Source organism: Kitasatospora sp. NPDC088134 (assembly GCF_044741705.1).
Lineage (GTDB): Bacteria > Actinomycetota > Actinomycetes > Streptomycetales > Streptomycetaceae > Kitasatospora.
This window is the reverse complement of record NZ_JBIUTD010000009.1, coordinates 1-18,016: the sequence shown is the minus strand read 5'-3', so window position 1 is coordinate 18,016 and position 18,016 is coordinate 1. Positions and strand designations below refer to the sequence as shown.

At 72.9% G+C, this 18,016-nt stretch carries 14 protein-coding genes and 1 riboswitch; of the genes, 2 read left to right on the top strand and 12 right to left on the bottom strand.

Features of this window, described 5'->3' with window-relative positions:
• Positions 1-201: 201 nt before the first annotated feature.
• A complete protein-coding gene (gene gcvP, locus ACIOHG_RS16470; protein WP_400950658.1) occupies positions 202-3,072 on the bottom strand; it encodes an aminomethyl-transferring glycine dehydrogenase in 2,871 nt (956 codons plus the stop codon).
• A gap of 218 nt (positions 3,073-3,290) precedes the next feature.
• A riboswitch (glycine riboswitch) is annotated at positions 3,291-3,397 on the bottom strand.
• A 190-nt stretch (positions 3,398-3,587) separates the two neighbouring features.
• Here gcvP and ACIOHG_RS16465 point away from each other — a divergent pair.
• Together ACIOHG_RS16465 and ACIOHG_RS16460 are read left to right on the top strand one after the other, a co-directional pair.
• Entirely contained in the window at positions 3,588-4,727 is a 1,140-nt protein-coding gene (locus ACIOHG_RS16465) for a PRC and DUF2382 domain-containing protein (RefSeq protein ID WP_400950655.1), read from the top strand.
• A gap of 175 nt (positions 4,728-4,902) precedes the next feature.
• Positions 4,903-6,378, top strand: a complete 1,476-nt coding sequence (locus ACIOHG_RS16460) for an MFS transporter (RefSeq protein ID WP_400950652.1) — start codon at positions 4,903-4,905, stop codon at positions 6,376-6,378.
• Positions 6,379-6,554: 176 nt separating this feature from the next.
• On the opposite strand, the gene ACIOHG_RS16455 is transcribed toward ACIOHG_RS16460, so the two are convergent.
• The 11 genes from ACIOHG_RS16455 to ACIOHG_RS16405 form a co-directional block, all read right to left on the bottom strand.
• The gene (locus ACIOHG_RS16455; protein WP_400950649.1) at positions 6,555-7,925 is read right to left on the bottom strand and encodes a DNA polymerase IV; all 1,371 of its coding nucleotides are present in this window, start codon (positions 7,923-7,925) and stop codon (positions 6,555-6,557) included.
• Positions 7,926-8,019: 94 nt separating this feature from the next.
• Positions 8,020-8,733, bottom strand: coding sequence for a vancomycin high temperature exclusion protein (locus ACIOHG_RS16450; RefSeq protein WP_400950647.1), 714 nt, complete (start codon positions 8,731-8,733; stop codon positions 8,020-8,022).
• 79 nt (positions 8,734-8,812) lie between these two features.
• Positions 8,813-9,493 (bottom strand): MerR family transcriptional regulator, encoded by a 681-nt coding sequence (locus tag ACIOHG_RS16445; RefSeq protein ID WP_400950644.1) that lies wholly within the window; start codon positions 9,491-9,493, stop codon positions 8,813-8,815.
• Positions 9,494-9,765: 272 nt separating this feature from the next.
• Entirely contained in the window at positions 9,766-10,239 is a 474-nt protein-coding gene (locus tag ACIOHG_RS16440) for a bifunctional nuclease family protein (RefSeq protein ID WP_176186287.1), read from the bottom strand.
• A gap of 86 nt (positions 10,240-10,325) precedes the next feature.
• A complete protein-coding gene (locus tag ACIOHG_RS16435) occupies positions 10,326-11,069 on the bottom strand; it encodes a MerR family transcriptional regulator (protein ID WP_400951182.1) in 744 nt (247 codons plus the stop codon).
• A gap of 65 nt (positions 11,070-11,134) precedes the next feature.
• A complete protein-coding gene (locus ACIOHG_RS16430; RefSeq protein ID WP_400950642.1) occupies positions 11,135-11,998 on the bottom strand; it encodes an FHA domain-containing protein in 864 nt (287 codons plus the stop codon).
• 181 nt (positions 11,999-12,179) lie between these two features.
• The gene (locus ACIOHG_RS16425; RefSeq protein ID WP_400950639.1) at positions 12,180-13,124 is read right to left on the bottom strand and encodes a DUF881 domain-containing protein; all 945 of its coding nucleotides are present in this window, start codon (positions 13,122-13,124) and stop codon (positions 12,180-12,182) included.
• Positions 13,125-13,133: 9 nt separating this feature from the next.
• Entirely contained in the window at positions 13,134-13,466 is a 333-nt protein-coding gene (locus tag ACIOHG_RS16420; RefSeq protein ID WP_043908904.1) for a small basic family protein, read from the bottom strand.
• The gene (locus ACIOHG_RS16415) at positions 13,463-14,515 is read right to left on the bottom strand and encodes a DUF881 domain-containing protein (protein ID WP_400950637.1); all 1,053 of its coding nucleotides are present in this window, start codon (positions 14,513-14,515) and stop codon (positions 13,463-13,465) included. The genes ACIOHG_RS16420 and ACIOHG_RS16415 overlap by 4 nt, the downstream gene beginning before the upstream one ends.
• Positions 14,516-14,634: 119 nt before the next feature.
• Positions 14,635-17,130 (bottom strand): sugar phosphate nucleotidyltransferase, encoded by a 2,496-nt coding sequence (locus tag ACIOHG_RS16410; RefSeq protein ID WP_400950634.1) that lies wholly within the window; start codon positions 17,128-17,130, stop codon positions 14,635-14,637.
• A gap of 125 nt (positions 17,131-17,255) precedes the next feature.
• A complete protein-coding gene (locus tag ACIOHG_RS16405; RefSeq protein WP_400950631.1) occupies positions 17,256-17,867 on the bottom strand; it encodes a CDP-alcohol phosphatidyltransferase family protein in 612 nt (203 codons plus the stop codon).
• Between the last annotated feature and the right edge of the window lie 149 nt (positions 17,868-18,016).

The window sequence follows — 18,016 nt, the reverse complement described above, 5'->3', positions numbered from 1 at the left end:
CGCCGAAGCCGCTCGCCGAGGGAACTCCCCGGCGGGCGGCTTCTCTGTTCCCCTCCCCCTCCCCTTCCCCCTCCCCCTCGCCGAAGGCGTCTCCCTCCCCGCCCCGCCAGGGGCGCGGGGAACTGCGCGCAGCGGAAGAGCACACGGAGAAGCCGCCCGGCCGAGGGAACTCCCCCGGCCGGGCGGCTTCCGCCGTTGCGCCTACGCCTCGTACTCGTCCAGCGGCGGGCACGAGCAGACCAGGTTCCGGTCGCCGTACGCGCCGTCGATCCGCCGCACCGCCGGCCAGTACTTGTCCGCCGGGTTGACGCCCGCCGGGAAGACCGCCTCCTCGCGGGTGTAGGGGTGCGCCCACTCCCCGGCCAGCATCGACGCGGTGTGCGGGGCGTTGCGCAGCGGGTTGTCGTCCGCCGCCCACTCGCCCGCGCCGACCTTCTCGATCTCGCCGCGGATGGCGATCATCGCCGCGCAGAAGCGGTCGATCTCGTGCAGGTCCTCGGACTCGGTCGGCTCGATCATCAGCGTCCCGGCCACCGGGAACGACATGGTCGGCGCGTGGAAGCCGTAGTCGATCAGGCGCTTGGCGATGTCGTCGACGCTGACGCCGGTCTCCTTGCTGAGCGGCCGCAGGTCGATGATGCACTCGTGCGCGACCAGCCCGCCGGGGCCGGTGTAGAGCACGGGGTAGTGCGGGGCGAGCCGCTTGGCGATGTAGTTGGCGTTCAGCACGGCGACCTGGGTGGCGCGCTTGAGGCCCTCGCCGCCCATCAGCCGGACGTACGACCAGGAGATCGGCAGGATCGCCGCCGAGCCCCAGGGCGCGGCCGAGATCGGGCCGACACCGGTCGCGGGGCCGGCCTCGGCCTGCAGCGGGTGGTTGGGCAGGTACGGCGCGAGGTGCGCACGGACCGCGACCGGGCCGACGCCGGGGCCGCCGCCGCCGTGCGGGATGCAGAAGGTCTTGTGCAGGTTCAGGTGCGAGACGTCCGCGCCGAACTTGCCGGGCTTGGCGAGGCCGACCAGCGCGTTCAGGTTGGCGCCGTCGACGTACACCTGGCCGCCGGCCTCGTGGACCAGCGCGCAGATGTCGGTGATCTGGGTCTCGAACACGCCGTGGGTGGACGGGTAGGTGACCATCAGGACGGCCAGCTGCTCGCCGTGCTGGGCGATCTTCGCCTTCAGGTCCTCGACGTCCACGTCGCCGTCGGTCAGGGTCTTGACGACCACGACCCGCATGCCGGCCATCGCGGCCGAGGCGGCGTTGGTGCCGTGCGCGGAGGACGGGATCAGGCAGACGTCGCGCTGGGTGTCGCCGTTGGCGCGGTGGTAGGCCCGGACGGCCAGCAGGCCGGCCAGCTCGCCCTGGGAGCCGGCGTTCGGCTGGATCGACACGGCGTCGTAGCCGGTGACCTCGACCAGCTGCTGCTCCAGGCCGCGGATCAGGGTCAGGTAGCCCTCGGCCTGGTCGACCGGCGCGAACGGGTGCAGCTGGCCGAACTCGGGCCAGGTGACCGGCTCCATCTCGGTGGTCGCGTTGAGCTTCATGGTGCAGGAGCCCAGCGGGATCATGCCGCGGTCGAGCGCGTAGTCGCGGTCCGAGAGGCGGCGCAGGTAGCGCAGCATCGCGGTCTCGGAGCGGTGGCTGTGGAAGACCGGGTGGGTGAGGTACTCGTCCTCGCGCAGCAGCGCGGCGGGCAGCGCGTCGGCGTCCTCGGCGACCTCCGCGGAGATCCCGAAGGCGGCGAACACGGCGGCCAGGTGCTCGCGGGTGGTGGTCTCGTCGCAGGAGACCGAGACCCGGTCGGCGTCGACCCGGAACACGTTGACGCCGCCGGCCAGCGCCGCGGCGACGACCTGGTCGGCCCGGCCGGGGACGACGGCGGTGACGGTGTCGAAGAACGCGTCGTGCGCCAGCTCGACGCCGCCCGCGCGCAGGCCCGCGGCGAGCGCGGCGGCGTAGCGGTGGGTGCGGCGGGCGATGTCGGCGAGGCCGTCGGGGCCGTGGTAGACGGCGTACATGGAGGCCATCACGGCGAGCAGCACCTGCGCGGTGCAGATGTTGGAGGTGGCCTTCTCGCGGCGGATGTGCTGCTCGCGGGTCTGCAGGGCGAGCCGGTAGGCGCGGTTGCCGTCGGCGTCGACGGAGACGCCGACCAGGCGGCCGGGCAGGTTGCGGGCGTACGCGGCGCGGACGGCCAGGTAGCCGGCGTGCGGGCCGCCGAAGCCCATCGGGACGCCGAAGCGCTGCGAGGTGCCGCAGGCGATGTCGGCGCCGAGCTCGCCGGGCGAGCGCAGCAGGGTGAGGGCGAGCAGGTCGGCGGCGACGGCGACGACCGCGCCGAGCTCGTGGGCCCGGTCGATGACGGGCTTGAGGTCGCGGACGGCACCGGACGCGCCGGGGTACTGGAGCAGCACGCCGAAGACGCCGCGCTCGGCGATCTCGGCGGGGATGCCCGCGGACAGGTCGGCGGTGACGACCTCGACGCCGGTCGGTTCGGCGCGGGTCTCGATCACGGCGAGGGTCTGCGGCAGGGTGTCGGCGTCGACCAGGAAGACGCCGCCCTTGACCTTGGTGACGCGCCGGGCCAGGGCCATCGCCTCGGCGGCGGCGGTGCCCTCGTCGAGCAGCGAGGAGCCGGAGGTGTCGAGGCCGGTGAGGTCGGCGACCACGGTCTGGAAGTTGAGCAGCGCCTCCAGGCGGCCCTGCGAGATCTCCGGCTGGTACGGGGTGTAGGCGGTGTACCAGGCCGGGTTCTCCAGCACGTTGCGGAGGATCACCGGCGGGGTGAAGGTGCCGTAGTAGCCGAGGCCGATCATCGAGGTGAGGACCTGGTTGCGGCCGGCCAGCTCGCGCAGCTCGGCGAGGACCTGGGCCTCGCTGCGGCCGGCGGGCAGGCCGAGCGCGGTGAGGCTGCGGATGGCGTCGGGGACGGCGGCCGCGGACAGCTCGTCGAGCGAGCTGTAGCCGATGTGGGCCAGCATCTTCTGCTGGGCGTCGCTGTCGGGACCGATGTGGCGGTGCTCGAAGGGGCTGGCCTGCTCAAGGTCGCTGAGCGTCGGCTGGGCGTTCATGGGGGTCGGGCCTCCTGGTCGCGGACCGGCGGTGGTACGCACGCGGTCGGCGGCCGTGGGAGCGCCTGGGCGTACGAACCCGTCAGCCTCCCCCTCTGTCATCGGTACCTGAGAGCTTCGCGCGCCCGGGTGGTGGCCCGGTCGGCTTGCACCGTCGGCGAGGGTGGGGCCCGGTGGCAATCGGTGCCGGCGGTCCTGCCCTGCTTTCCAGAGTGACCTGGTCCCGTTCGGTACGGATGCCTGAGAGATTCCGGGGAGGGGTTGCTCCTTCGGCGCCCCGCTTCCCCCTGTTCCGGCGGGGTCGGGACTCTCCCGAGCGGGCTCGGCGGTCGCCTCCGAGGTTACCAGCGCGGGCCTCCCGGTTCACCGGTCCGGCCCTGTGATCTGCCCCGGACGGCGGCTTCCGGAGTGCCACCGTCCGTTACGTGCCGTTTGGTGTGGAGTGGCGGTCCGGCACGCTCCTCCGGCCGCCCCTTCTCACGGTCCATCGAGGAGCAGCAGGACTGGAGGACAGCGTGCAGACCGATATCGATCCGCGCGACCTGATCGGACACAAGGCGGTCGACCGGAACGGTGACAAGATCGGCACGGTCGACGAGGTCTACCTGGACGACGCCACCGGCGAACCGGAGTGGGCGGCCGTCCGCACGGGGATCTTCGGCCGGGACGCCTTCGTCCCGCTGACCACCAGCGAGTTCGCGGGCGACGAGTTGCGCGTCCCGTACGACAAGTCGCTGATCAAGGAGTCCCCGGACTTCGGGGTGGGCCAGCACCTCTCCCCCGCCCAGGAGTTGCAGCTGTACCGCTACTACGGGCTGGACGCCGGTGGTACGGACGCCGGCTCGGCGCCGGGCGGCCCGACGGCGGCGAAGGCGGCCGGTCCGGCGGCGGCGGGCACCGCGGCGGCCGACGGCGCGAAGGAGCACCCGGCGGAGGCGGCCGCGCCGGCCCGCGACCGGGACTTCGGCACCGTCGCCGCCGACCGCCCGGCCCCGGCCGGCAGCGGCACCAACACCGTCGCCGCCCCGGCCGCCTTCGCGGCGGCGAAGGCCGGCGCCGACAAGCAGCCCCAGGAGCGGCCGGCCACCGCCCCGGCGCCCGGCGCCCAGCAGCGCCCCGGCTCGGTGGAGCCGACCGCGCCGGTGGAGATCACCTGCCGGGAGGAGCGGATCGACATCACCACCGAGTGGCACGCGGTGGGCACCACCCGGCTGCGCAAGTACGTGACCACCGAGCAGGTGGAGCGCCGGGTGCCGGTGGTGCGCGAGCGGGTCCGGGTGGAGCGCATCCCGGTGTCGGACGCGGAGCGGGCGGCGCTGAGCGACCAGGAGATCGCCGAGGCGGTCGAGGAGGTCACGCTGCGCGAGGAGCGCCCGGTGGTGCGCAAGTACCTGGCGCCGATCGAGCGGGTCCGGCTGGTGGTGGAGCGGTACACCGAGGAGGAGGTGGTCCGCGAGGAGCTGCGCCGCGAGCAGGTGGAGGTGCACGACGCCGCGATGGACACCGACGGCGCGGCCCCGCAGCGGCACCAGCCGTGGAACGCGCAGCCGCAGTCCCCGGCGGCGGCCCGGACGCAGCCGCAGCCGGTGCCGGTGAACGGCGGCGGTGGCAGTGGCGGCGAGCACGCCCGGCCGGAGCCGCTGCGCTCGGCCTGACGGGTCGGCCCGACGGGCCGTCGTCCCCGGCCCCGGTCCGCCTCGGCGGGCCGGGGCCGGGGACTTTGCCAAAGCTTCACCATTAGATATTTGACAGATTGAAGCACCTCCCGACATCGTTACTTCAGTTCATGCACTATCGCCTGTCTGAAGCAACGTTTCCGGAGGAGTCCCCGTGAGTGAGGCACCACAGCCCACCGCCGCGGCCGCCAAGCCCACCAGTGCCCGGGTCCTGCCCGCCCTGATCCTGGCCATGCTGGCCTTCAGCGTGGTGCAGACCGCGGTCGTCCCGATCCTGCCCGGCCTGGCCCGCGAGTTGGACGTCTCCGGCTCCACCGTCACCTGGCTGATGACCGCGAACCTGCTCTCCGCGGCCGTCCTGACCCCGCTGCTCGGCCGCTTCGGCGACCTGCGCGGCCGCAAGCCGATGCTGCTGGTCTCACTGGCCGGCCTGGTCCTCGGCTCCGGCCTCGCGGTCAGCACCCACTCCTTCACCTGGCTGGTCGTCGCCCGCGTCCTGCAGGGCGCCGGCGGTGGCGTGCTGCCGCTGGCGATCAGCATCGTCCGCGACGAACTGCCCAAGCAGAAGGTCACCGGCGGCGTCGCCGCCATCTCCGCCTCCATGGGCGTCGGCTCCGGCCTCGGCCTGGTCGCCACCGGCCTGCTGCTGGAGCACTGGAGCTACAAGTCGATCTTCTGGATGGGCCTGGTCTTCGGCCTGCTCGCGGTCGCCCTGGTGGTCCTCCGGGTGCCCGCCGACCCGGTCGTCGACAAGGAGGGCGGCGCCGACCCGCTCGGCGCGCTCACCCTGGCCGGCTGGCTCTCCGCCCTGCTGATCGCCGTCAGCCAGGGCAACCACTGGGGCTGGACCTCCAACCGCACCCTCGGCCTGTTCGCCGTCGCCGCCGTGGTCGCCCTGCTCTGGATCGTGGTCGAGTCCAAGGTCGCCCACCCGCTGGTCGACCTGTCGATGATGGCCCGCCCCGCCGTCGCCTTCACCAACATCTCCGGCCTGCTGATCGGCTTCGGCATGTACGGCTCGTTCATGGTGATCAGCAACTTCGCGCAGACCCCGGAGAAGCTCGCCCACTACGGCTTCACCGCCACCGTCCTGCACGCCGGCATCATGCTGCTGCCCTCCGCGATCGGCTCGATGGTCGCCGCCCCGCTCGGCGCCCTGCTGATCGCCCGCCGCGGCCCGCGCCTCCCGCTGGTCCTCGGCGGCCTGCTCGGCGCCGTCTCGATGGCCTACCTCGCGCTGCGCCACGGCACCGAGTTCGACATCTACTTCTCCTCCGCGGTCTTCGGCCTCGGCGTCGGCCTCGCCTACGCCGCGATGCCCGCCTACATCAACGGCGCCGTCCCGGCCGAGCAGTCCGGCATCGCCAACGGCATGAACGCCGTCCTGCGCACCGTCGGCGGCGCGATCGGCACCGCCGTGATGGCCGCGATCCTCACCGGCGACACCCTGAAGCTGCCCATCCCGGTCCAGCTCCCCACCCTGGACGCCTACCGGCACGCCTTCTGGGTCGCCGGCGCGATGTGCCTGGTCGCCGCGGTCGTCCCGTTCGCCATCCGCCGCATCAAGCCCACCGCCACCCCCGCCGAGCGCCCCGCCACCGAGCCCGCGCTCACCCCGGCCGACGCCTGACGGCGTCCCTCGCGTCCTGGACACACGCGAGCCCCACGGACACCCCCGCCACGGGCATCGGCGGGGGTGTCCGCGCATTCCCCCTCACCCCCGACCACGCCACCCACCCGCCAATGGGGCACGAGGAACTGCGCGCCCGACCACCCCGCGCCGCGCCCACCTCACCGATCCCCCGCTCACGCCTCCGGCTCGCGCAGCGGCAGCGCTCCCGACGCCGTCAGCTCCTCGTCGTCGACCGCGAACGTCCGCACCCGCCCCACTCCCGACCACGGCGTCTCGAAGCGCACCGTCACCCGGCCCACCCCGCTGCCCTGGACCCATCCCGGCCCGTGCTGACGATGCGTCACGTCCTGTCCGGGCCACCAGCGGCGGGCCGCCGGCGCCTCCGGTTCCTCCGCCACCGCCGCCGGCTCCTCGACGGCCGCGGCCACCGCCGCCAGCTCCTCCCGCTCCGCCTGCGCGAACAGGTCCTCCTGGGTGAAGTCCGCGAGCTGCGCGACCCCGACCCCCAGCAGCCGCACCCCGCCCGTCACGTCCACCCCCAACGCCAGCCGCCGGGCCGTGGCGGCGATCACGTCCTCGTCGTCGGTGGGCCCGCGCAGCGTCTCCGAGCGGGTCAGCGTGGAGAAGTCGAAGCGCCGGACCTTGAGCACCACCGTCCGCCCGGAACGCCCGGTCGCCCGCAGCCGGCGCACGCAGCGCGCGGCCAGCAGGTCGACCTCGCGCAGGATCCGGTCCCGGTCGGCGAGGTCGACCTCGAAGGTGTCCTCCACCGAGACCGACTTGGCGTCCCGGTCCGCCACCACCGGCCGCTCGTCCCAGCCGAGCGCCATCCGGAAGACGCCCGTGCCGTGCGCCTTGCCCAGCAGCCCGACCAGCTCGTCCGACCCGGCCTCCGCCAGGTCCGCGACGGTCGTCAACCCGGCCCGGCGCAGCGCCTGTTCGGTCGCGGGGCCGATCCCGGGCAGCGCCCGCACCGGCATCGGGGCCAGCACCGAGCGCTCCGAGCCGGGCTCGATCAGCACCAGCCCGTCCGGCTTGGCCTGCTCGGAGGCGATCTTCGCCATCAGCTTCGAGCCCGCCGCCCCGACCGAGGCGGTCAGGCCCGTCCGCTCCACGATGTCGGCCCGCAGGTCCTCGGCCAGCGCCAGCACCCGCTGCGCGCCCTCCGCAGGCGTCACCTCGTCGAACGCGGGCCCGTACGGCCCGGCCGCCAGGTCGACGAAGGCCTCGTCCAGGCTGAGCGGCTCGACCAGCGGCGAGCGCTCCCGCAGCAGGCCCATCACGATCTCGCTGTTGGCCCGGTACGCCTCGAAGCGGCCGCTCAGGAACGCCGCGTTCGGGCAGAGCCGGCGGGCCTGCGCCATCGGCATCGCCGAGTGCACGCCGAACCGGCGGGCCTCGTAGGAGGCGGTGGAGACCACGCCCCGGCCGCCGAGCCCGCCGACGACGACGGGCTTCCCGCGCAGGCTCGGCTTGGACGCCTGCTCCACCGCGGCGAAGAAGGCGTCCATGTCGAGGTGGATGATGCTCGGCACGGTCCGCACCGCCCGATCATCCCGCGCGCCACCGACATTCCCGGGGGCACCCGGCCGGTCCCCCGCCGACCCGCCGCCCGCGCCGCTCAGCCACCCGCCCCGCTCAGCCGCGCGCCGCGTCCGCCAGCGCCTTCGCCACGCCCTCCTCGTGCGGGCCGAGCAGCGCCGGGTCCGGCGTCAGCAGCACGTTCACGGCGGCCTTGACCGCGCCGGGGATCTCCCGCAGCCCGCCGTACTTCCAGGTGGTGTCGTGCCACTCCTCGACGCCGACCGCGTACGCGTCGATGCCGGCCGCCCCGCACAGCGCCAGCGCCCGGCGCACGTGGAAGGTCTGGCTGACCAGCACCGCCCTGTCCACGCCGAAGATCCGGTGCGCCCGGGTGCAGGAGTCCCAGGTGTCGAAGCCCGCGTAGTCGCCGACCACCCGCACCGCGGGCACGCCGTGCTCGATCAGGTAGCCGCGCATCGCGTCGGTCTCGTCGTACTCGACGGTGCCGTTGTCGCCGGTGACCAGCAGCGCCCGCACCTTCCCCGCCCGGTACAGCTCCAGCGCCGCGTCCAGCCGGTGCGCCAGGTACGGGGAGGGCTTCCCGTCGACCAGGCCGGCCCCGAACACCACCGCCACCGGCGCGTCCGGCGCGCTCGCCACCGTCCCGACCCGCGCGGACTGGCCCAGGTACAGCCAGGCGCTCGGCGCCAGCCCCAGCACCGAGCACAGCACCGCGGCCTGGAACCAGCGGCGCTGCCCGCGCCGGCTGCCCCACCCGGGCAGGCCGCGCGCCCGCAGCGCCCGCCACCGGCGCCCCAGCCACCTCATGATCGTCAGCACACCGAGCAGGACGACCGGCCGCCCCGCCCCGGTTCCGCCCCGGCCCCCGGACGCTCCCGACGGGCCGTCAGACCGCCCGGTTGCGGCGCTGCGCCAGCTCGTCGGCCGGGTCGTGGCCGACCAGGGTCTCCCCGGTGTCGGTGCGCTCGCCGTGCAGGCGGCCCAGCGTCGCCTCCAGCTCCTGCCGGACGGCGCCGACCGCGATCCCGAACACGCCCTGGCCGCCGTTCAGCAGGTCGACCACCTGCTGCGGCGAGGTGCACTCGTAGACCGTCGCGCCGTCGCACATCAGCGTCAGCCCGGCCAGGTCGGTCCGCTCCGCGGACTGCAGGTGGCCCACCGCCACCCGGATGTTCTGCAGCGACACCCCGGCGTCCAGCAGCCGCTTGACGATCTTGAGCAGCAGGACGTCGCGGAAGCTGTACAGCCGCTGGGCGCCCGCCGGGTACGCCGAGCGCACCGAGGGCTCCAGCAGGCCGGTGCGCGCCCAGTAGTCGAGCTGCCGGTAGGTGATGCCCGCGGCGGCGCACGCGGTCGGGCCGCGGTAGCCGACCAGCTCGGACGTCGGTGCGATCCGCTCGATCGCGGGCTGTCCGGGCTGGACGGCGGGGAAGCGGCCGACCAGCCGCGGCGGCTCCTCGCCCTCGGGCTCGGGCCGCCAGGGCCGCCCGATCAGCGCACGGCCGGCCCGCGGCAGGTGCACCGCGCACAGCGATCCGGAACGCGTCTCGTCGCCGGTGCCGTTCATCGCCCACCTCCGTCCATTCCGTCCCCGGGCTCCGCGGGGCCGGTGCGGGCCCGAACGGGGCCCCCGGTCCACGGGTGGCCCACGGCGGGCCATCACCTGACGGTAGGCAGTCGCCCGAGGACCGTCAACGATCGCCACGCCGGGGGCTTCCGCAAACTTCACACCATCGTGTGGTTATTCGTGCCCCATGCGTGGGTAGCGGAACGGTTTTCCCGCACCTCCGAGTTGCGACGCTCCGCCGGTCCGGCTAACGGGCCGTCACCGGCCGGCCGCTACTGCTGGCCCCCGCCGAAGTCCTCCGGCGAGACCTGGTCCAGGAACTCCCGGAACTTCTCGACCTCGTCCTCCTGCTCGTCCGGGATCGAGATGCCGGCCTCCGCCAGCACCTCCTCGCTCCCGTAGATCGGCGTACCGGTGCGCAACGCCAGCGCTATCGCGTCCGAGGGGCGCGCGCTCACCTCGACACCACCCGCGAACACCAGGTCCGCGTAGAAGACGCCGTCCCGCAGGTCGTTGATCCGCACCTCGGTCAACTGCTGCCCCAGCGCGCCCAGCACGTCCTTGAACAGGTCGTGCGTCAACGGCCGCACCGGAGTCATGCCCTGCTGGGCGAAGGCGATCGCGGTCGCCTCGCCCGGACCGATCCAGATCGGCAGGTAGCGGTCCCCACCGACCTCCCGGAGCAGCACGATCGGCTGGTTGGAGGGCATCTCCACCCGGACACCCACGACGTCTAGCTCATTCACACCAGCAACCCTATGGCGCGCGCTCCCGATAGGAAAGCGCAGCAGGCAGCGGCCACCGCGATCCGGACGCCGCCCGCCCCGCCGGGTCAGGACCGGGCCCGCAGCCCCGCCTGCACCATCGCCGCGTGCAACCGCACCGACAGGGTGGCCAGTTCCCGCGCCGTCGCCTCCGCGTGCGCCCTGGTCTGCGGATTGCGGTGCCGCCGCAGCGGCGCCACCACCTGGTCCACCAGCGCCACCTCGCGGTCCGCCGCCGCCTTCATCGCCCGCAGGTGCCGCGGCTCCAGCCCGAACCGGCCCAGCTCCGCGATCAGCCGCGCGATCTGCAGCGCCTCGCCGTCGTACCCGCCGTCCGGCCCGGACTGCACCAGCCCGTACGCCTCCCACTCGACGAGCTCGCGCTCCTGCGCCTCCGCGGCCGCGATCAGCTCCGCCCGGCCCAGCCGGACCCCGCCCGCGGCGGCCGCCCCGGCCACCAGCTCCCGGTCCGCCTCCTCCAGCGGCCCGGGCCTGGCCTCCGCCCCCGGCAGTGCCGGCGGCTGCTCGCCGCGCTCGATCGCGTCCAGGTGCTCGCGGATCACCCGCAGCGGCAGGTAGTGGTCGCGCTGCATCCGCAGCACGTACGCCAGCCGCTCCAGGTCCGCCGAGGAGAACTTCCGGTAGCCGGACGGGGTGCGCTGCGGCTCGACCAGGCCCTCCGCCTCCAGGAAGCGGATCTTGGAGATCGTCACCTCCGGGAAGTCGTCCCGGAGGAAGGCCAGCACCGCGCCGATCGACAGCAGTTCGTCGCCCCGCCGGCGCGCCTCGCCCGCGCGGCGCGAGGCCGGCACGGGCGAGGTCCCGAGGGACGGGGTCGGAGTCTGTGGGGTCACTCGGGCTCCCAACGGAGAAGTGGTCAGTACCCCCGGTGGTGGCTGGCGAAGAACACCAGCCGGTACTTCCCGATCTGCACCTCGTCGCCGTTGCCGAGCAGCACCTCGTCGATCCGCTCCCGGTTCACGTAGGTGCCGTTCAGGCTGCCCACGTCCGCGACCGAGAAGCCGCCGTCGGGCTGCCGGCGGAACTCCACGTGCCGACGCGACACCGTCACGTCGTCCAGGAAGATGTCGCCCTGCGGGTGCCGCCCGGCCGTGGTCAGGTCCGAGTCCAGCAGGAACCGGCTGCCCGAGTTCGGGCCGCGCTGCACGATCAGCAGGGCCGAGCCCGGCGGCAGCGCGTCGATCGCCGCCATCACCTCGGCCGACAGCGCCGGAGTGGCGCCCGTCGAGGTGGCGTTCGGGTCGTACGACTCGATGCCGGAGATCGAGATGGTCGAGGTGGTCTCGGCCGCGCCCTCCGGGAAGCCGCCACGCAGCTGCGTCCCGCAGTTCGAACAGAAACGGGCCATCGCCGGGTTCTGGTTCCCGCACCGCGGGCAGGGGCTGGTGCCAGCCATGTTCGCAGCCTCCTGGCGCGGCACACCCGACTGGACGTGCGGGGCATAGGGGTCCGGGGCAAACCCTCCACCGGAGGTTGAGGGTCCTGACGCGAAACCTATGCGCGGCCCGCCCGCCGAATCAACCGACGCGCCGTAACCGGCGTCGAACTGCCCGGTCGGGATGCCCGCGCCCTGGGTCACGTCGTCCCGGTACAGCGGACGCTGCCCGTCCGGCGCCGGACGCATCGGCGGCACGCCCGCCTCGTCCTGCCGGTAGCGCGCCGTCGGCGCCTCCGCCGCGGCCTGCTTGTTACGGCCGAAAAGCTTCGAGAAAAAACTCACGGGCGAATCCCCTTGCGTGTGACAGAACCGCCCGCGGGGCAGGGTTCAAGGCTCGGTGTGGCGGTGGGCCCGGCATCGGACCGGGGACTGACGATCGGTAAGACCCAGTGTCGCCGATCCGCCGCGGCCACCCACCACCGGGGGCCGACCGCAGCTGACGAACCGTACGGAGCGCGCCCCGTCACTTCGCCGCCGGCTTGCCGTACTGCAACGGCTTCGGGGTGGCCAACGCGTCCACCACCACTTTCTGCTGCTGGACGATGGTCGCCCGCGCCTGCTGCTTCTCCAGGCTGCGCACCACACCACCGGGGATGTTCAGGGCCGGGGTCAGGTCCTGCGGATTGCCCACCACGACGAAGCGGAACGGCTGCGAGACGCTCTTCCCGTCGATCTGCACGCCGCCGCCCGACGCGTTGTCGGTGAAGTACGTTCCGGCCACCACGCGCACGTCGTTGATCTGAATCGCCTCCGCCCCCGCCGCTCGGAGTTCCTGCAGGGTGTCCAGCAGCATATCCGCCTTCACCAGCCCTTGGGGATCATCGATCGTCAGCACGATCCCCGGGCCGGTCGCCCTCTCCGTCCCCGCCAGCACCCCCAGCTCGGCCGCCTTCTTCCTGGTCTGCTCCTGCGCCTCCTTGGCCTGGTTGGACGAGTTCTCCAACTGCGCCAGGGACTGCTCCAGCTGCGTCTTCTCCAACTGGAGACGCTGCTGGCGCCCGTCCAGTTCGTCCAGGATCCGCACCAGGTCCTCCTGCCGCGCCCCGCGCAGCTGGCTGTGGTCGTTCGTCGACCGCACCTGGATCGCCAGCGCCAGCCCCAGCGCGAACAGCAGCAGCGCCACCACCAGCTGCCCCCGCGAGACCCGCGGCGGCCACATCGCCGCCTTCAGCCGCGCCCGCCCCTCCGAGGGCAGCCGCACCGGCTGACGCCCCGTCACCGGCCCGTCCTCCTCCGGCCGTTCCGGCTCCTCCGACGGTTCCGGCTCCTCCGGCCGGGTCTCGGCCACCGGCTCCGGCTGCTCGACGGCCGGCTCCTCCGCCGCCCTCTCGGTCTTCGCCGGCTTCTCCGCCTTCGCCTCCGGGCCCTCCGGCACGGCCCGCTCCGGCTGCTCCTTCTCCTCGTCCACAGCCGCTCCCTACGCCCGGAACACGTGCCGGCGGATCGCGGCCGCGTTCGAGAAGATCCGGATGCCCAGCACCACGACCACACCGGTCGACAGCTGCGACCCCACCCCCAGCTGGTCGCCCAGGAACACGATCAGCGCCGCCACCACCACGTTCGACAGGAACGACACCACGAAGACCTTGTCGTCGAAGATCCCGTCCAGCATCGCCCGCACCCCGCCGAACACCGCGTCCAGCGCCGCCACCACGGCGATCGGCAGATACGGCACCACCGCGTTCGGCACCTCCGGCTGCACGAACACGCCGACGACCACGCCGATCACGAGACCCAGTACGGCAATCACGGTGCAGCAGCTCCTGTTCCGGAGGGGGTGGACTTCACGGTCGACCGCCCCGACGGCGTCCTCGACGCCTTCGCGGACGGGGAGGGAGAGGGGGACGCCGACGGGGACACCGGGGCGGACGGGGACGGGGAACCGGACGGCGCGGACGACGGCGCCCCGGACGACTCCGCCCCGGCCACCCGCAGCGTCACGCCCAGCGCGGCCGGCAGCGTCAGCGACTTCTGCGCCGTCACCGTCGACCTGATCCCGTAACTGTCCTGGATGATCTTCAGGTAGCGGCCGCCCTCGTTGTCCTGGAAGGACTGCGCCAGCCGCGGCCCGTCCCCGATCGCCAGCACCGTGTACGGCGGCACCAGCGGCCGGTTGTCCACCAGGATCGCGTCACCGGCCGCCCGGATCGCCGACAGCGCGGTCAGCCGCTGCCCGTTCACCGCCACCGCCTCCGCCCCGGCCAGCCACAGGCCGTTCACCGCGTACTGCAGGTCGTGGTCCTTGACCCGGCCGCTGTTCCCGAAGCTCTCCGCGTTCCGCGGGTCGCTGACGTTGCCGCCCGCGCCCGTCCCCGAGGCGTCGTCGATCACCAGCTTCACGCCCGGCCCGGTGATCTCCCCGGTCCCGGTCCGCGCCGCCAGCTCGGCCACCCCGCCGTCGTCGCCGGACGCCAGCGCCTGGGACTGCGCCTGCTCGACCCGGTCGCGGTCCTGCTCGACCTGGCGCTGCAGGGCGTCCGCCGCCTTGTTGGCGTCGTTCACCCGGGTCACCAGGGCGTCCCGCTCCTTCGCCAGCACCGGCGCCGCGGCCTGCGTGTTCACCGCCCCGACCGTCACCACCGCCCCCGCCAGCGCCAGCCCCAGGGCCAGCACCAGCCGCCCCCGGGCCGTCGCCGGCAACCGCGAACTGCCCTCCGCGCCGCGCGCCCGGGCCGCCTCCGCGTACCCGTCGTCCAGCGAGTGGTCCATCACCGTCGTCAGCAGGGACATCGAGGCGTCCGGGCGGCGGAAGCGCCCCTCCGGGTCACTCGGCGTCGACGTTGCTGGCATGCGGCACATCGTTTCACGACCGGAAGCCGCCGGACGACCAGGCACCGGCCCGGCAGGACGGTTTCGGCACAGGATCGTGACAAACCCCGGTGGGGGCGGGACCGGTCGGTCCCGCCCCCACCGGCGCGCTACCGCCCGGCGCCGTCCACGACCGCCGCCCACTCGTCGAGCAGCCGCTCCGTCGCCTCGTCGTCCGGACCCTCCGCCCACAGGTGCGTCACGGCCTCCGCCGGGTCCGGCAGCACCAGCGTCCACCGGCCGTCCGGCTCGACCACCCGCACACCGTCCGTGGTGTCCAGCTTGCGGTTGCCCGCCGCCTCCACCACCGAACGCATCACCATGCCCTTCGCGGCCCACGGCGTGGCGATGTCCCGCTTCTGGATGTGCGCCTGCGGGATCCGCGCGTCGATCTGGCTCAGCGTCAGCTGCGTCCGCGCCACCAGGCCGACCAGCCGCACGAACGCCGCCGCACCGTCCAGCACCCCGGAGAACTCCGGGACCACGAAACCGCCGCGCCCGTCCCCGCCGAAAATGGTGTGGTCCGCCGCCGCGGCCTTCGCCAGGTCGTCCGGCGAGGTCGTCGTCCAGATCACCTGCGTGCCGTGGTACGCCGCCACCTGCTCGGCGATCCGCGTCGTCGTCACCGGCAGCGCCACCTGCCCGGAACGGCGCTCGGCCGCCACCAGGTCCAGCAGCACCAGCAGCGCCCGGTCGTCCTGGATCACCCGGCCGAGCTCGTCCACGAAGGACACCCGCTCGCCCACCGGGTCGAACCGCACCCCGAACGCCGCCCGCGAGGACGCCACCAGCTCGCCCAGCCTGGCCAGCGCCGCCTTCCGGGTGTCCGCGTCCTCGGTCGGCCGCGCCTCGTCCAGGCCGCCGGCCACCGTCAGCGTCTCCACCCCGAGCCGGCCCAGGATGCTCGGCAGCACCAGCCCGGCACTGCCGTGCGCCGCGTCCACCACGACCTTCAGCCCGGCCTCCCGCACCCCCGAGGTGTCCACCGCCCGCAACAGGTTCGTCGCGTACGAGTCGAACACGCTCGCCGGGTGCAGCAGGTCGCCGATCTCGCCCGGGAACGCCCGCCGGAACTCCTGCCGCGAGTACACCCGGTCCAGCTTCCGCTGCCCGGCCTGCGACAGGTCCGCCCCGCGCTCGTCGAAGAACAGGATGTCCAGCGAGTCCGGCACCCCGGGCGTCGTCCGCAGGAAGATCCCGCCCGCGCTCCCCCGCGCCGTCGCCTGCCGGGCCACCGGCATCGGCACGTTCTCCAGGTCGCGGACGTCGATCGCACTGGTCTGCAGCGCCGAGATCATCGCCCGCTTCAACGCCCGCGCACCCCGCGAGTGGTCACGCGCGATGGTGACCGTCGCCCCCTTCTTCAAGGTGGTCGCGTACGCCCCCGCCAGCCGCACAGCGAGCTCCGGCGTGATCTCCACGTTCAGGATGCCCGACACGCCGCGCACCCCGAACAGGTGCTCCTGCCCGCGGGACTCCCAGATCACCGAGGTGTTGACGAACGCGCCGGCCTCGATCGTCTTGAACGGGTAGACCCGGACGTTGCCCGCGATCGCCGACTCCTCGCCGATCAGGCACTCGTCACCGATCACCGCCCCCTCGTCGATCCGCGCGGCCCGCATCACGTCGGTGTTCTTGCCCACCACGCACCCGCGCAGATTGCTCTGCGGCCCCACGTACACGTTGTCGTGCACCACGGCCTTGTGCAGGAACGCCCCGCGCTTCACCACCACGTTCGAGCCCAGCACGGTGTGCTCGCGCAACTCCACCCCGGCCTCGACCTTGGCGTAGTCACCGATGTACAGCGGTCCGCGCAGCACCGCCTCCGGGTCCACCTCCGCGCCCTCGGCCACCCACACGCCGGGCGAGATCTCGAACCCGTCCAGCTCGACCTGGACCTTCCCCTCCAGGACGTCCGCCTGCGCCTTCAGGTAGCTCTCGTGCGTGCCCACGTCCTCCCAGTAGCCCTCGGCGACGTAGCCGAACACCGGCTTGCCCTCCTTGAGCAACTGCGGGAACACGTCGCTCGACCAGTCCACCGACTCGCCGGCCGCGACGTAGTCGAAGACCTCGGGCTCCATCACGTAGATACCGGTGTTCACGGTGTCCGAGAAGACCTGCCCCCAGGTCGGCTTCTCCAGGAAGCGCTCGACCTTCCCCTCGTCGTCCGTGATGGTGATACCGAATTCCAGCGGGTTCGGCACCCGGGTGAGACACACCGTCACCAGTGCGCCCTTCTCCCGGTGAAAGGCAATCAACTCGGAAAGGTCGAAGTCGGTGAGCGCGTCGCCGGAGATCACCAGAAACGAATCGTCCCGCAGCGCGTCCTCGGCGTTCTTCACGCTGCCCGCCGTCCCCAGCGGCGTCTCCTCGTTCGCGTAGGTGAGGTGCATTCCCAGTTCCTCACCGTCACCGAAGTAGTTCTTGACCAACGAGGCCAGGAACTGCACCGTGACCACGGTGTCGGTGAGGCCGTGCTTCTTCAGCAGCCGCAGCACGTGCTCCATGATCGGCCGATTGGCAACAGGCAACAGTGGCTTGGGCATGCTGGAGGTCATGGGGCGGAGTCGAGTGCCCTCCCCGCCCGCCATCACAACGGCTTTCATTACGGGTGCGTCCTCCTTCGCGGTGGTGAACCCCTTCGGGTCCATCAAACCGGTCCGACGCATCCCTACCCGGAACAAAGAATCCGACTCACCGTGAGGGCCGTGTGAAACGTCTCAGGCCGGTCTCAAACGGCAGCCGCCCGCTCCGTCCTCAGGATCTGCCGGGCCTGTACCGCATACAAGGCGCCGGCCCACCAGTACAGCGTCGTCCCCCACCAGATGAACGCCCAACTGACCGCTCCCGCAACCCGGTGCACCCACCCGTCACCGACTCCCAGCAGCAACAGCGGGAACGCGTACATCAGATTGAACGTCGCCGCCTTCCCCAGGAAGCTCACGTTCAACGGCGCGTACCCCGCCCGGTTCAGCCGCAGCAGCACCACCCCGACGAACAGCTCCCGCGCCACCAGCACCGCCGTCAACCACCACGGCAGGATCTCCCGCCAGGTCAACCCCACCAGCGTCGACAGGATGTACAACCGGTCCGCCGCCGGGTCCAGCAACTGCCCCAACCGGCTGATCTGCCCCCACCGCCGGGCCAGCTTCCCGTCCAGGTAGTCACTGACCCCGCTCAGCATCAGAATGACGATCGCCCACCCGTCATTCCGCGGCCCCCCGAAAACCGGCCACAACACCAACCACAGAAAGATCGGCACGCCCACCAGCCGAGCCATGCTCAGCAGGTTCGGGATCGTGAGGACCCGGTCGGTCTGGACTCGCGTCTCCTGGACCTCCACCTTGGGGAGCCTCCTGTGTTACCAGCGACAAGTGTGCGGAATGACCCTACAGCAAAGAAGCCCCCTGACTTCCCGTCAGGGGGCTTCTCCACAATGATTGTTCGGCGGCGTCCTACTCTCCCACAGGGTCCCCCCTGCAGTACCATCGG